The sequence below is a fragment of the Streptomyces sp. NPDC090088 genome (assembly GCF_044747345.1).
Lineage (GTDB): Bacteria > Actinomycetota > Actinomycetes > Streptomycetales > Streptomycetaceae > Streptomyces.
Window position 1 is genome coordinate 372,254 of sequence record NZ_JBIVDZ010000002.1, and the last position, 13,470, is coordinate 385,723.

General features: G+C 71.5%; 14 protein-coding genes. 10 read left to right on the forward strand and 4 right to left on the reverse strand.

The window, feature by feature from the left end; translation table 11 throughout:
• Positions 1–61: 61 nt before the first annotated feature.
• The 5 genes from tsaB to ACIPSJ_RS10455 all read left to right on the forward strand — a co-directional run bounded on the left by tsaB (position 62) and on the right by ACIPSJ_RS10455 (position 4,328).
• A complete protein-coding gene (tsaB, locus tag ACIPSJ_RS10435) occupies positions 62–718 on the forward strand; it encodes a tRNA (adenosine(37)-N6)-threonylcarbamoyltransferase complex dimerization subunit type 1 TsaB (RefSeq protein WP_401345009.1) in 657 nt (218 codons plus the stop codon).
• A 17-nt stretch (positions 719–735) separates the two neighbouring features.
• The gene (gene rimI, locus ACIPSJ_RS10440; RefSeq protein WP_359215412.1) at positions 736–1,233 is read left to right on the forward strand and encodes a ribosomal protein S18-alanine N-acetyltransferase; all 498 of its coding nucleotides are present in this window, start codon (positions 736–738) and stop codon (positions 1,231–1,233) included.
• Complete coding sequence (tsaD, locus tag ACIPSJ_RS10445; protein WP_401345010.1) at positions 1,226–2,320, forward strand: tRNA (adenosine(37)-N6)-threonylcarbamoyltransferase complex transferase subunit TsaD; 1,095 nt, start codon at positions 1,226–1,228, stop codon at positions 2,318–2,320. Before rimI ends, tsaD begins: the two co-directional genes overlap by 8 nt.
• Entirely contained in the window at positions 2,317–2,580 is a 264-nt protein-coding gene (locus ACIPSJ_RS10450) for a hypothetical protein (protein ID WP_359215081.1), read from the forward strand. Before tsaD ends, ACIPSJ_RS10450 begins: the two co-directional genes overlap by 4 nt.
• A gap of 167 nt (positions 2,581–2,747) precedes the next feature.
• Complete coding sequence (locus ACIPSJ_RS10455) at positions 2,748–4,328, forward strand: hypothetical protein (protein WP_401345012.1); 1,581 nt, start codon at positions 2,748–2,750, stop codon at positions 4,326–4,328.
• Here ACIPSJ_RS10455 and ACIPSJ_RS10460 read toward each other — a convergent pair.
• On the reverse strand, positions 4,309–4,737 hold the full coding sequence (locus tag ACIPSJ_RS10460) for an organic hydroperoxide resistance protein (protein ID WP_401345013.1): 429 nt from the start codon (positions 4,735–4,737) through the stop codon (positions 4,309–4,311). The genes ACIPSJ_RS10455 and ACIPSJ_RS10460 overlap by 20 nt on opposite strands.
• Positions 4,738–4,813: 76 nt before the next feature.
• On the opposite strand from ACIPSJ_RS10460, the gene ACIPSJ_RS10465 reads away from it, so the two are divergent.
• The 3 genes from ACIPSJ_RS10465 to ACIPSJ_RS10475 are packed head-to-tail and all read left to right on the forward strand — an operon-like array spanning position 4,814 to position 6,588.
• Complete coding sequence (locus tag ACIPSJ_RS10465; protein WP_401345015.1) at positions 4,814–5,485, forward strand: winged helix-turn-helix transcriptional regulator; 672 nt, start codon at positions 4,814–4,816, stop codon at positions 5,483–5,485.
• A 33-nt stretch (positions 5,486–5,518) separates the two neighbouring features.
• The gene (locus tag ACIPSJ_RS10470) at positions 5,519–6,352 is read left to right on the forward strand and encodes a Scr1 family TA system antitoxin-like transcriptional regulator (RefSeq protein ID WP_401345017.1); all 834 of its coding nucleotides are present in this window, start codon (positions 5,519–5,521) and stop codon (positions 6,350–6,352) included.
• Positions 6,349–6,588, forward strand: a complete 240-nt coding sequence (locus ACIPSJ_RS10475; RefSeq protein WP_401345019.1) for a DUF397 domain-containing protein — start codon at positions 6,349–6,351, stop codon at positions 6,586–6,588. Before ACIPSJ_RS10470 ends, ACIPSJ_RS10475 begins: the two co-directional genes overlap by 4 nt.
• 6 nt (positions 6,589–6,594) lie before the next feature.
• On the opposite strand, the gene ACIPSJ_RS10480 is transcribed toward ACIPSJ_RS10475, so the two are convergent.
• The 3 genes from ACIPSJ_RS10480 to ACIPSJ_RS10490 all read right to left on the reverse strand — a co-directional run bounded on the left by ACIPSJ_RS10480 (position 6,595) and on the right by ACIPSJ_RS10490 (position 10,804).
• Positions 6,595–6,924, reverse strand: coding sequence for a hypothetical protein (locus ACIPSJ_RS10480; protein ID WP_359215099.1), 330 nt, complete (start codon positions 6,922–6,924; stop codon positions 6,595–6,597).
• Positions 6,921–8,381, reverse strand: coding sequence for a hypothetical protein (locus ACIPSJ_RS10485; protein WP_401345021.1), 1,461 nt, complete (start codon positions 8,379–8,381; stop codon positions 6,921–6,923). Before ACIPSJ_RS10485 ends, ACIPSJ_RS10480 begins: the two co-directional genes overlap by 4 nt.
• Before the next feature lie 116 nt (positions 8,382–8,497).
• Positions 8,498–10,804, reverse strand: a complete 2,307-nt coding sequence (locus ACIPSJ_RS10490) for a glycoside hydrolase family 3 N-terminal domain-containing protein (RefSeq protein ID WP_401345023.1) — start codon at positions 10,802–10,804, stop codon at positions 8,498–8,500.
• Positions 10,805–10,925: 121 nt separating this feature from the next.
• Here ACIPSJ_RS10490 and ACIPSJ_RS10495 point away from each other — a divergent pair, with 121 nt between their 5' ends.
• Together ACIPSJ_RS10495 and ACIPSJ_RS10500 are read left to right on the forward strand one after the other, a co-directional pair.
• On the forward strand, positions 10,926–11,957 hold the full coding sequence (locus ACIPSJ_RS10495; RefSeq protein WP_359215108.1) for a LacI family DNA-binding transcriptional regulator: 1,032 nt from the start codon (positions 10,926–10,928) through the stop codon (positions 11,955–11,957).
• A 111-nt stretch (positions 11,958–12,068) separates the two neighbouring features.
• Positions 12,069–13,412, forward strand: a complete 1,344-nt coding sequence (locus tag ACIPSJ_RS10500; RefSeq protein ID WP_401345025.1) for an endo-1,4-beta-xylanase — start codon at positions 12,069–12,071, stop codon at positions 13,410–13,412.
• The last annotated feature ends 58 nt before the right edge of the window (positions 13,413–13,470 follow it).

A 13,470-nucleotide genomic window follows, 5' to 3' on the forward strand; every position in this document is an offset into this window, starting at 1 on the left:
AGTCAGTGACCGTCCGACCGGGCCGGGCGTGCGCACGGCGTCGGAGCCGTAGGCTGTTCGCGTGCTCTTGCTCGCTCTGGATACCGCCACCCCCGCCGTCACCGTCGCGCTGCACGACGGTACGGCCGTCATCGCCTCGTCGAGCCAGGTGGACGCACGCCGGCACGGCGAGCTGCTGCTGCCGGCCGTCGACCGCGTCCTCGCCGAGGCCGGGGTGAGGCTGGACGCCGTCACCGGGATCGTCGTGGGCGTCGGCCCCGGCCCCTACACCGGCCTGCGGGTCGGTCTGATGACCGCCGACACCTTCGGGCTCGCGCTCGGGGTGCCCGTCCACGGTCTGTGCACGCTCGACGCCCTCGCCTACGCGGCCGACATCGAGAAGGGGCCGTTCGTCGTGGCGACCGACGCCCGTCGAAAAGAGGTCTACTGGGCGACGTACGCCGACTCGCGCACCCGGCTCACCGAACCGGCCGTCGACCGGCCCGCCGACATCGCCGCGCAGGTCGCCGGGATGCCCGCCGTCGGGGCCGGGGCGCTGCTCTACCCCGACACCTTCCCGGTCGTGCACGAACCCGAGCACGTCTCCGCCGCGGCCCTCGCGTCCCTCGCCGTGGAGCGGCTGGCCGCGGGCGCGGAGCTGCCCGAGCCCCGGCCGCTGTACCTGCGCCGCCCGGACGCCCAGGTGCCCAGGAACTACAAGGTGGTCACGCCCAAGTGACCGCACAGCTGCGCGAGATGCGCTGGTGGGACATCGACCCGGTCCTGGAGCTGGAGAAGGACCTGTTCCCCGAGGACGCCTGGTCCCGGGGGATGTTCTGGTCCGAACTGGCGCACGCCAGGGGACCGGAGGCGACCCGGCGGTACGTCGTCGCCCTGGAGGGCGACCGGATCGTCGGCTACGCGGGACTGGCCGCCCAGGGCGCGGCGCCCGAGGGCGAGGCCGCCCCGGTGGGCGACATCCAGACCATCGCCGTACGCCGTGACCAGTGGGGCACCGGGCTCGGCGGCGAGCTCCTCACCGAGCTGCTGCGGGCCGCGACCGCCTTCGAGTGCGCCGAGGTCATGCTGGAGTGCCGGGTCGACAACATCCGTGCCCAGAAGCTCTACGAGCGGTTCGGCTTCGAGCCCATCGGGTTCCGGCGCGGCTACTACCAGCCGGGCAACGTGGACGCCCTGGTGATGCGGCTGACCGACCCTTCCTCCTCAGTGCAAGGAACCGAGATCAATGGCTGACGAACCCCTGGTCCTGGGGATCGAGACCTCCTGCGACGAGACCGGCGTCGGCATCGTCCGGGGCACCACGCTCCTCGCCGACGCCGTCGCCTCCTCCGTCGACGAGCACGCCCGCTTCGGCGGGGTGGTGCCGGAGGTGGCGTCCCGGGCGCACCTGGAGGCGATGGTCCCGACCATCGAGCGCGCGCTGAAGGACGCGGGCGTGAGCGCGAAGGACCTGGACGGCATCGCGGTCACGGCCGGACCGGGGCTCGCGGGCGCGCTGCTCGTCGGCGTCTCGGCGGCGAAGGCGTACGCGTACGCGCTCGGCAAGCCCCTCTACGGCGTGAACCACCTCGCCTCCCACATCTGCGTCGACCAGCTGGAACACGGCCCGCTGCCCGAGCCGACGATGGCCCTGCTGGTCTCCGGCGGCCACTCGTCCCTGCTGCTGTCCTCGGACATCACCTCCGACGTACGGCCGCTCGGCGCGACCATCGACGACGCGGCCGGCGAGGCCTTCGACAAGATCGCGCGGGTGCTGAACCTGGGCTTCCCCGGCGGCCCGGTCATCGACCGCTACGCGAAGGAGGGCGACCCGCAGGCGATCGCCTTCCCGCGCGGTCTCACCGGCCCCCGCGACCCCGCCTACGACTTCTCCTTCTCCGGCCTGAAGACCGCCGTGGCCCGCTGGATCGAGGCCAGGCGCGCGGCCGGCGAGGAGGTCCCGGTCCGCGATGTGTCGGCCTCCTTCCAGGAGGCGGTCGTCGACGTCCTGACCCGCAAGGCCGTCCGCGCCTGCCGGGACGAGGGCGTCGACCACCTGATGATCGGCGGCGGTGTCGCCGCCAACTCCCGGCTGCGCGCCCTCGCGGCGGAGCGCTGCGAGGCGGCCGGCATCCGGCTCCGGGTGCCGCGCATGAAGCTGTGCACGGACAACGGCGCGATGGTGGCGGCCCTCGGCGCGGAGATGGTCGCGCGGGGCCGGACCCCGTCCGGCTGGGACCTCTCGGCGGACAGCTCCCTGCCGGTGACGGACCCGCACGTGCCGGGCACCCATCACCACGACCACGTGCACGAGGTCAGCAAGGAGAACCTCTACTCGTGACGGTCGCGTTGATGTGGGAGGCGCGGGCGTCGGAGGGCCGGGGCGAGGAGCTGCTGACCTGGGCGCGGCGCCAGGGCCTCGCCGTGGAGCCGGTACGCCGGGAGACCTTGCGCGCGCCGCAGGACCGGGTGCTGGTGATCACCTGGTGGGAGGCGTCGTACGACGACTCGGGCATCCCGGAACTCCCGGACCCGCCCGGCGACTTGGTGACCCGGCCGGTCCACCGCTGGCGGTTCGAGTCGGTGAGCGACACCCCCTAGAGGCCCTCTGGAGCCCCTAGAGGCCCCTGGAGCCCTTGGAGCTCCTGGAAGGCAGCGCCAAAAGGCTGAGCCGCACCCGACACGACGTCGGTCGGCCGGGCGCCGGGCGGGCGAGGTGGATAACTGGATTTCCACACCATCAGCGAGCCGCCCGCCTCGGAGGGCAGATGCACGTACCCCGCGCCTTGCGTTCGATCGTCGCCGTCGCCTCGGTGGGAGCGGCTCTGACGGCCTCCCCGGCGTGGTCCGCCCCGCCCGTCGCCGGCACCGGACCCGGACCGGCCGTCCACACGGGGGCCACCCGGTCCCCCGACTCCGGCCCCGCGGTGCACCATGACACCTCGCCACCGCTGCGCGAACTGGGGCGGAGAGCCAGGACGTTCCCGTCCACCCCGCGGATCGTGCCTCGCGGAACGGTGCCGCGCCCGCCCCTCGCCAGGGCCGGCGGCCGGGACCGGATCCGGCTGGGCGTCAGTTTCGAGGGCATCCGGGAAGGCGGCGGCACCCCGCCCGATCCCAACGCCTCGGTGGGCTCCCGCCAGGTCGTGGAGATCACCAACTTCGACCTCGCGGTGTACTCCAAGTCCGGTGCCACGCTGCTGGGACCGCTCACGACCCAGACCCTGTTCAAGGGGTTCGGCGGACCGTGTGAGACCGCTGGGGCCGACTTCCTCGGGGACCCCGAGGTCCGCTGGGACTCCCTGGCCCGCCGCTGGGTCATCAGCCAGTTCGCCAGCGACGACGGAACCACCACGAACCGGCTGTGCGTGGCCGTGTCCCGGACCGAGGACGCGACCGGCCAGTACTACCGCTACGCCTACGGGTACCGGAACCTCCCCGACCACCCGAAGTTCGCGGTGTGGCCGGACGCCTACTACATGAACGCCACCGCGGCCGGTCCGCTCTTCGAGTCGTGCGCCTGGGACCGGGCGAGGATGCTGCGCGGAGCCGACGCCGACCAGCAGTGCTTCGACGTCCCGGCGGCGACCATCCCGATCGGCTCGGACCTCGACGGCACGACCCCGCCCCCGCGCGGCGCGCCCAACCTGCTGATCAACCTCGGCCCCACCGGTGACAACAGCCTCCAGTACTGGCGCTTCCACACGGACTGGAAGAACCACAGCCGCACCACCCTCGCGGGACCGTTCCGGCTGCGGGTGGCCCCCTACACCCCGGCCTGCGCGAGCACCGATCCCACCCAGTGCGTCCCGCAGGCCGGCACCGCCCAGAAACTGGACTCGCTCTCCTACTCGCCCATGTACCGGTTCGCCTACCGCAACTTCGGCGACCACGAGTCCCTGGTCGTCAACCACGCGGTCGACGCCCGTGGCGGTGTCGGCGCGCGCTGGTACGAACTGGGGCTGCGCGACGGCCGGCCGGTCGTCCGCCAGCAGAACACCTACGCCCCGGACTCCACCTACCGGTGGATGGGTTCCGCGGCCATGAACAGGAACGGCGACATCGCCCTCGGATACTCGCAGTCGTCCGCCCGGACCCGTCCCTCGATCCGTGTCACCGGACGCCTGGCGAGCGACCCGCCGAACCGGATGACCTTCCGCGAGACCACCGTGTGGACCGGCGCGGGCTCCCAGACCGGCAGCAACCGCTGGGGCGACTACACCTCCATGGCGATCGACCCGGTGGACGACTGCACGTTCTGGTACACCAACCAGTACCAGCCGGCCGACGGCACCGGAAACTGGAACACCCGGCTCGCTTCCTTCCGGCTCAGATCCGCGTGCCGTTGACCGTCAGGGCCACGTCGAGGTTGCCGCGCGTGACGTTGGAGTAAGGGCAGGCCTGGTGGGCCGCCCGGGCCAGTCCGGCCGCCTGTTCGTCCGTGAGTGAGGGAAGGGAGATCCGCAGTTCGGTGCCGAGCCGGAGGCGGCCGCCTCCGGCCGGGATCAGGGAGACGGACGCGTCGACCTCCGCGTCGTCCGCCTGGAGCCCGTCGCGCTGCCCGAGGAGGGCGAGCGTGGTGCCGAAGCAGGCGGCGTAACCGATCGCGAAGAGCTGCTCGGGGTTCACGCCCTCGCCGTCGCCGCCCAGTTCCTTCGGCAGGCGCAGCTCCAGGTCCAGCCGCCCGTCGCTCGTCCGCCCATGGCCGTTCCGGCCGCCGGTGACGTGCGCCTGGGCCGTGTACAACGCGTTGCTCATCCCAACCCCCTTTGTCGTTACCGTAGTTCGAACCTCCCACTTCAAAATCAGGAAGTCAATGACTTATGATTCAGAAGTGGAACAGCGAACCTACAACCAGTACTGCGCCACCGCGCGCACCCTCGACCTCGTCGGCGAACGCTGGACCCTGCTGCTGATCCGCGAACTGCTGACCGGGCCCAAGCGGTACGGCGACCTCCAGGCGAGCCTGCGCGGTCTGGGTACGGGGCTGCTGGCCGCGCGCCTCAAGCACCTTGAGCGCGAGGGTCTCGCCCACAAGGTCACGCTCCCGCCGCCCGCCCGCACCCCCGCCTACGCGCTCACCCCGGCGGGCGAGGAACTCGGCCCCGCGATCCTGGAGTTGGCCCGCTGGGGCCTCAAGTGGGCGATGGACGAGCGCCGTGACACCGAGGCGTTCCATCCGGGCTGGGCCGTGCTCGGGCTGCGCGCCTGCTTCGACCCCGAGGCGGCCGAAGACCTCCGGGCTGTGTACGAGTTCCGTATCGACGACGAGGTGTTCCACGCCCGGATCGACGACGGGACGGTCGAGGCCGTGCACGGTCCGGCCCAGTACCCCGACGCGACCGTCACGATGAGCGAGGAGTCCTTCGTCCGCCTGACCGGCCAGGGCCTCACCTTCGCGGAAGCCGTCGAGACGGGCGTGGCGTCCGCCGACGGCGACGAGGAGGCCTTGCGCAGGCTGAAGGGCCTGTTCCCGCTGCCGCTGCCGCATTCCCGGAATCCGTAGACAGCGGAGTCGCGTCGCCGTCACCCTGAGTGCATGAGCGGTGGCGTTGAGGTGAACGGTGAACCCGAGTCGTCGGACAGCATGAAGACGTTCGGCGCCTTCGTGCAGGGGCTGCGGGAGCACGCGGGACTGAGCCGGGAGGAGTTCGGGGCGCGGGTCCACATGTCCAAGCACTCGGTGGCTTCGATCGAGTTGGGGCGGCGGCTGCCGGATCAGGGGTTCGTGAACGCTGCGGAAGGGGTGCTCGGGAACACGGGCGCGTTGCGGAAGGCGTTCGAGCGGGTGGCACGGCAACCCGGCTTTGCGGCGTGGTTCCGCAAGTGGGCGGCGCTGGAGCAGGAGGCGGTGAGCCTGGCCACGTATGAATGCCGCCTGGTTCCCGGCTTGTTGCAGTCCGAGCCGTATGCGCGGGTGGTGTTCAGCAATCGCATTCCGCTGTTGTTGGACGAGCAGGTGGAAGCGCAGGCGGTAGCCCGCATGGAGCGGCAGCAGATGCTCCGCGAGCGCCCCGACACCTCGTTCAGCTTCGTCATGGACGAGCACATCGTGCGACGGCGCCTGGGTGATGACGAGGTCGCACGAGCGCAACTGGACCACATGCTCGGGTACGCCCAACTGCGCAACGTCGAGGTCCAGATCATGCCGCTCGACTGCCGGGTGCATGCGGGACTGGACGGTCCGTTGGCCTTGCTGGAAACTCCGGACGGAAGGCGTCTGGCCTACGCGGAGGGGCAGGAGACCGGCCGTTTGATCGCAGACCCGAAAGAGGCAGCCGTCCTGCACCGCCGGTATGCGACACTGCGCGCGCAGGCTCTCAGCCCCCTGGACTCCGTTGGCCTGCTGGAGCGCATCAGAGGAGAGCTATGAGCACCACTGAACTCGCGTGGTTCAAGTCCAGCTACAGCGGCACTGCGGGCGACAACTGCCTCGAAGTCGCTCTGGCCTGGCGCAAGTCCTCCTTCAGTAGCGATCAGGGCGACAACTGCATAGAAGTAGCCGTCGCCCCCACCACCATCCACATCCGCGACTCCAAGGACCGCGCCCGCCCCCACCTCGCCGTCACCCCCGCCGCCTGGTCTGCCTTCGTCACGGCGGTCGGTTGAGGTTCGTCAGGAGCCGTGGCCGAAGAGCCTCTGCAGGGAATCGATCAGCGGGAGTACTCCGGTCACCGCCGTCGTGCCCGTGCGGATCGTGCTCAGCCAGCCTTGTACCCGGGTCGCGTCCAACGCGCCGCCCTGCTCCGGCACCCTCTCGAGTTCCCCCTGAAGTTCCTCGGCCTCGGCAGCCCGTTGGGAGTCCGCCTCGCGGAGCGTCCGCACCAGGCTGGCGGCGTCGCGACGTGCTCTGTCCAGGTCGGCGCCCTTCAACACGATCAGGGTGCCGCCGTCGCCGAATATGTTCGGTCCGTTGATTTCTCCTCCGAACTCGTACTTGCTCACGTCGCCCCCTTGTCGTCGTCCTCGGTGCTCTCGTCGTTCCCGCGGCTGTCGCCATGCGCCTCGCCGGAGGCGAAGTTGATGCCGTGGTCGCCGAAGATGTTCTGTCCGCTGATCGGGCCCTTGAAGTTGTACGTCTGCCGGTTGACCGTCGCGCGGGCTTCCTTCAGGTCTGAGGCGTCGACGTTGTGTTCCTTCAGGAACCGCTCGGTGGCGAGCAGGACGCCCTGCTGAATGCGCTGGTAGGAATCCCTGGCGTCCATCTGCTGGGTGAAGTCGCGGCTTCGGCGGAAATCGGCGGCCGCCGCGCGGAGCGTGCCGGCCGTGCCGTAGTCGAAGCAGTTCCGGGCGATTCGGCTGAGGCCCCGGCGGCGGCGCACCTCTTGGCCGAGGAGCCGGAACGGCAGGCCGAACACGCGGTGCAGGGAGCCGAAGAGTTGGGGGCGCAGTTCGTGGCGGGTGAAGACAAGAAGCTTCCATGCCTGTTCGACGCGGCCGAATTTCCGGGTGTCGTCGTCGCCGAGGAACGCGTGTACCGGCGGAAGGTAGTAGGCGGATATCTCCCAGGAGAGCCGCCGGTGCACGAGCCGGGCGCGGACGTTCACCGTCACCACGTACGAACCGCTCTCCCCGACCTGCTCCAGGACGAGGTACGTCCGCATGACGTCCTGCGTCTCCGAGATGCCCTCGTTGACGCAGGCGGGGTCGTCGAGCACGGTCCTCGGGCGATGGCGCCGGTCCGGGAGCAGTCCTGGCACGTCACCGGCGTGCTGGCCCCTCACATGGAGGCGGTTGCGGGCACGCAGCCCGTCGAGCCCGGCGAGTCTGCCGACGTGCTCGGCCACATAGAAATGCAGGTCGACCGCGTCGAACTCCTTCCGCGTCAGTTCCATGCCCTGGTCGTCCTTGGCGGGGCGGCTGACGTCGATGCCCGCCCACACCCGCTCCATGACGTAGACACCGGTGCCGACGAAGGGGTGCTCGGCGCGCTGTCCGGCCGTCGCATAGGCGACGACGTCGGACACGTCGAGCGAGTCCAGTTCCTCCTCCAGGTCCGCGCGCACCGGTGGGGCTCCCTCGCGAGGTGCCCCGTCGCCCCAGTGGACGGCTTGCGCCGCTCGCCACAGCGTCCAGCCCCAGGCGTAGACGACGACGGTGCCCGTGGCCAGGGCGCCGCCCCCGAGGAGCGCGCATGTCCCCAGCCGGCCACCGTCCCGGTCCAGCAGTGCCGCCAGCCCGCCGGCCACGCCCGTGAGGGTGGCGGCCAGACACAGGGCGAGCATCGCGTCCCGCAGCAGGAACATGCGGCGCGCCCGGACCGCGTGCCTCGTCACGGCCACCAGATCGATGCCCAGCGGCTGCCCGTGAGCCCGAAGCCGGTCCGTCACGAACAGACCGACCACACTCGTGGCGAAGACCTGGTCCCGATAGGTGTGACCGCACAACTGCCGCGTGACCATGTCCGTGTGGTACTTCGGTAACGCGGAGTGCCCCCCTTGCCCCATGATGTCCCCCTCGCCGGTCAGGCCTCCCACGGTAGAGGCGGCGGCGTCCGCTGACGAGAGGTGCGGAGAGGTCAGGAAAGCGGGTGTACCTCCGTTTCGCACCTCATCCGACGATCCGGCCCGAGTAGTCGCGCCTGTCCCGTCAGCGTCAGCCGCGTGGTGTGCCGAACCTCCGCGCTCGAAGCCCCCGCCCGCAGCTCCAGTGCCCCCGGCTCCACCACCCGCGCCCCTTCCCGGTCCGTGAACGCCGACAGGTCCGCGTGGAAGTGGAAGGTCACCCTTCTCGATGCGCCCGGGGCCAGGTCCACGCGCTGGTAGCCGATCAGGCGGACGTCCGGGCGGGTCACCGACGCCACCGGGTCGTGGAGGTAGAGCTGGACGACCTCGGTGCCCGGGCGGTCGCCCGTGTTGCGGACCGTCAGCGTCACGTCGTAGGAGCCGTCCGTGGTGATCTCGGCCGCCGTCGGGGACACCGGCTCCCACGCGAACGCCGTGTACGAGCGGCCGTGGCCGAAGGCGTACAGCGGGGTCGGGTCCAGGTTGCTGACCTCGCCGGCGAGGCCGAGTGGGGGCTGGAGGTAGGTCCAGGGCTGGCCGCCGGGCTCGCGGGGCACGCTCACCGGGAGGCGGCCCGAGGGGTTGACGCGGCCCGACAGCACTCCCGCCACCGCCGGGCCGCCCTCCTCGCCGGGGAAGAACGCCTGGACGACCGCGCCGAGCCGGCCGTCCCAGCGGCCCAGTGCGTACGGGCGGCCGGTGAGCAGGACGAGGACCACCGGGACGCCCGTGGAGAGGAGCGCGTCCAGCAGGTCCGCCTGGACGCCCGGCAGTCCGAGGTCCGTGACGTCGCAGCCCTCGCCCGAGGTGCCCCGCCCGAACAGGCCCGCGCGGTCGCCGAGGACCGCCACGCACACGTCGGCCTCGGACGCGCGTGCCACCGCCTCCGCGAAGCCGGACGGGTCCGGGTCCGTCACGTCGCAGCCCTCGGCGAACGTCACCTTCGCGTCCGGGAGTTCGGTGCGGAGGGAGTCGAGGACGGTGGGGATGGAGATGCCCAGGTCCGCCTCGGGGTGGTGGGTGAGGACGTGGGACGGGAAGGAGTAGCAGCCGAGCATGGCGAGGGCGTCGGCGGCCCGGGGGCCCACCACCGCCACGCGGGTGTCGGGGGCGAGGGGGAGGAGGCCGTCGGGGTTGTCCAGCAGGACCACGGACTCCTCGGCGAGGCGGCGGGCGAGGGCGCGGTTGGCCGTCGAGTCGAGGTCGACGGGGCCTTCGGGGGCGGGGTCCCAGTCCTCGTCCAGCAGGCCCAGTTCGCACTTCTGGAGCAGGACCCGGCGGGCCGCCCGGTCGACCAGGGACTCCGGGACCGTGCCCGCGCGGACGGCTGCCACGAGGGGGCGGCCGTAGCACTTCAGGGTCGGGAGTTCGACGTCGATGCCGGCCGTCAGGGCGAGATGGGCCGCCTCCGCCTCCGTACCGGCCACCCGGTGGAGGGTCTGGAGGAAGCCGATGCCGAAGTAGTCGGCGACCACCGTGCCGTCGAAGTTCCAGTCCTCGCGGAGGAGTTCGGTCAGCAGGCGGGGGTCGGCGGAGGCGGGGACGCCGTCGGTCTCGTTGTAGGCCGCCATCACCGAGCGGGCGCCGCCCTCCCGGAGGGCCATCTCGAACGGGGGGAGGGTGACGTCCGCGAACTCCCGGACGCCCGCCCGGACGGGGGCGAGGTTGCGGGCGCCGACGGAGGAGGCGTACCCGGCGAAGTGTTTCAGCGTGGCGATGATCCCGGCCGACTCCAGGCCCCGGACGTAGGCCGTGCCGACCGTGCCCACCAGGTACGGGTCCTCGCCGATCGTCTCCTCGACCCGCCCCCAGCGCGGGTCGCGGACCACGTCCAGGACGGGGGCCAGGCCCTGGTGGACGCCGACCGAGCGCAGGTCCTCGCCGATCCTGCGGCCCAGCTCCTCGACGAGCGGCGGGTCGAAGGCCGCGCCCCAGGCGAGCGGGACCGGGTAGGCGGTGGCCTGCCAGGCGGTGAACCCGGCCAGGCACTCCTCGTGGGCGATCGCCGGGATGCCGAAGCGGCCGGCGGCGGTGATCCGGCGCTGGGCGCGGGCCAGTGCCCGCGCGCCCAGCGCCGGGTCCACGGGGGCGGTGCCGAAGGAACGGGTCAGCTGGCCGAGGCCGAGCGTGATCAGCTCCTCCCAGGCGTAGTCGGCGGTCATCTCGCGTTGCAGCGGGGCTACTCCGTCGCCGTCGGTGGCGGCGCCCACCCACACGCCGTACAGCTGGGCGGTCTTCTCCTCCAGGGTCATCCGGGAGAGCAGATCGTCGACGCGGGCGGTGGCGGGCAGCGCGGGGTCGCGCCAAGGAGCGGTGGTCATGAAACTCCCGTCTCTGCTCTCTGCATGCTGCGAATGTTTCGTACCACACACCGAATGTTCCGGGAACCTATGGCGCGCGAAGGTCTTCGTCAAGGGGGAGCGCGGGGATACGATCGCGGGCATGACGCCTCCGAAGCCCACAGAAACGCAGACGGCGACGCTCGCCGAAATCGCCCGTGAGGCCGGTGTGTCCGCTCCGACTGTTTCGAAGGTCCTGAACGGGCGTGCGGACGTCGCCCCGGCCACCCGCACCCGGGTCGAGGAGCTGCTGCGCGCCTACGGCTACCGGCGGCGGCGCGCCGAGGCCTCCCGGTCGCCGCTGATCGACCTGGTCTTCCACGAGCTGGAGAGCGCCTGGGCGATGGAGGTCATCAGGGGAGTCGAGAACGTGGCCCGGGACGCCGGGCTGAGTGTGGTGCTGAGCGAGTCCGCGGGGCGGCTGACCCCGGGGCGGACCTGGGCGGACCAGGTGGCGGCGCGCCGGCCGCACGGGGTGGTGCTGGTGCTGTCGGGGCTCGACGAGTCGCAGCGGGCGCTGCTGCTGAGCCGGTCGATCCCGTTCGTGGTGATGGACCCGGCGGGCGATCCGGGGCCGGACGTGCCGTCGATCGGGGCGACCAACTGGCAGGGCGGGCTCGCCGCCACCCGGCACCTGGTCGAGCTGGGGCACCGGCGGATCGGGGCGATCAGCGGGCCGTCCCGGATGATGTGCAGCCGGGCCCGGGTGGACGGCTACCGGGCCGCGCTGGAGACCGCCGGGCTCCCCGTCGACCCGGGCCTGGTCAAGGCCGGCGACTTCCACCACGACGCCGGCTACCGGCTCGGCCTGGAGCTGCTGCGGATGCCCGACCGGCCCACCGCGATCTTCACCGGCAACGACCTCCAGGCGCTCGGGCTGTACGAGGCCGCGCGCGAGCTGGGGCTGCGGATCCCGGAGGACGTGAGCATCGTCGGGTTCGACGATCTGCCGGTGGCCCGCTGGGTGGGGCCGCCGCTGACGACCGTACGGCAGCCGCTGACCGAGATGGCCGAGGCGGCGGCGCGGCTGGTCCTGGAGATGGGGCGGGCGGAGGAGGCGACGACCGCCACCCGGGTGGAGCTGGCGACCAGCCTGGTGGTGCGGTCGAGCACGGCGGCGCCCCCGGCGCTGTGAGCCCGCGGGCGGGAGTGGCCGGATGTTGACGTATTGACGGGTGGTGCGGGCGTCCCCACACTCCTCCGAAGCCAATCGGTTGCACAACCGAAACTTTCGGAGGCACCCGCAATGAGATCTCTGAGAACCGGCTTATCCCTGGCGGCCCTGGTCACCGGCGCCGCCCTGCTCTTCACGGCACCCGCCGCGCACGCCGCCGACACCCCGTTGCGCGACCTCGCTACCGCCCAGGGCAAGGTCATCGGCACCGCGGTCACCGGCTCCAAGCTCACCGGGACCTACGGCGACCTCGCCGGCGGCCAGTTCAGCTCGCTCACCCCGGGCAACGCCATGAAGTGGGGGACCGTCGAGCCCACCCAGTCCACGTTCAACTGGACCGAGGCCGACCAGATCGTCGCCTTCGCCCAGGCCCACAACCAGCAGGTGCGCGGCCACACCCTGGTCTGGCACAGCCAGAACCCCAGCTGGCTGACGAACGGCACCTGGACCTCCGCCCAGCTCAGCAGCCTGCTGCAGAACCACATCAGCACCGAGGTCGGCCGCTACAAGGGCGAGATCGCCGCCTGGGACGTCGTCAACGAGCCCTTCAACGAGGACGGCAGCTACCGCTCGACGCTCTGGTACAACGGCCTCGGCTCCGACTACATCGCCAACGCCCTGACCTGGGCGCACGCTGCCGACCCGGCCGCCAAGCTGTACATCAACGACTACAACGTCGAGGGCGTCAACGCGAAGAGCACCGCCCTGTACAACCTGGTCAAGTCCCTGAAGGCGGCGGGCGTCCCGATCGACGGGGTGGGGCTTCAGGCCCACCTCGTCCTCGGCCAGGTCCCCTCCACCCTCCAGCAGAACATCCAGCGCTTCGCCGACCTCGGCGTCGACGTGGCGATCACCGAGCTGGACGTGCGGATGGCGCTGCCCGCCGACGCCACCGAACTCGCCCAGCAGAAGGCCGACTTCAAGTCGGTGGTGGCCGCCTGCGTGGCCGTGAGCCGCTGCGTGAACGTCACCGTGTGGGGCTTCACCGACTCCGACTCCTGGGTGGACAGCACCTTCCCGGGCTACGGGGCGGCGACCCCGTACGACGCGAACTACGCGCCGAAACCGGCGTACTACGGGATCTCCGAGGCGCTCGGCGGGACCACCACCACGCCGCCCACCGGCGCCTGCACCGCCGCCTACAGCGTGAGCAGCCAGTGGAACACCGGTTTCACCGGCCAGGTGACCATCTCCTGCTCCGGCGCCGCCCTCTCGTCCTGGAAGGCGACCTGGACCTACGGCGCCGGGCAGCAGATCACCCAGGCCTGGAACGCCACCTGCACGCAGTCCGGCGCCGCCGTCTCCTGCACCAACGCCTCCTACAACGGCACCGTCCCGGACGGGGGTTCGGTGACCTTCGGCTTCAACGCCTCCTGGACCGGCAGCAATCCGGTGCCGGCCGTGACCCTCGGGTGAGCGGGCCGACGGTAAGCGGGGGCTGAGAAGCGTGAGAGTTTTCGAAGAAAACTTCTTC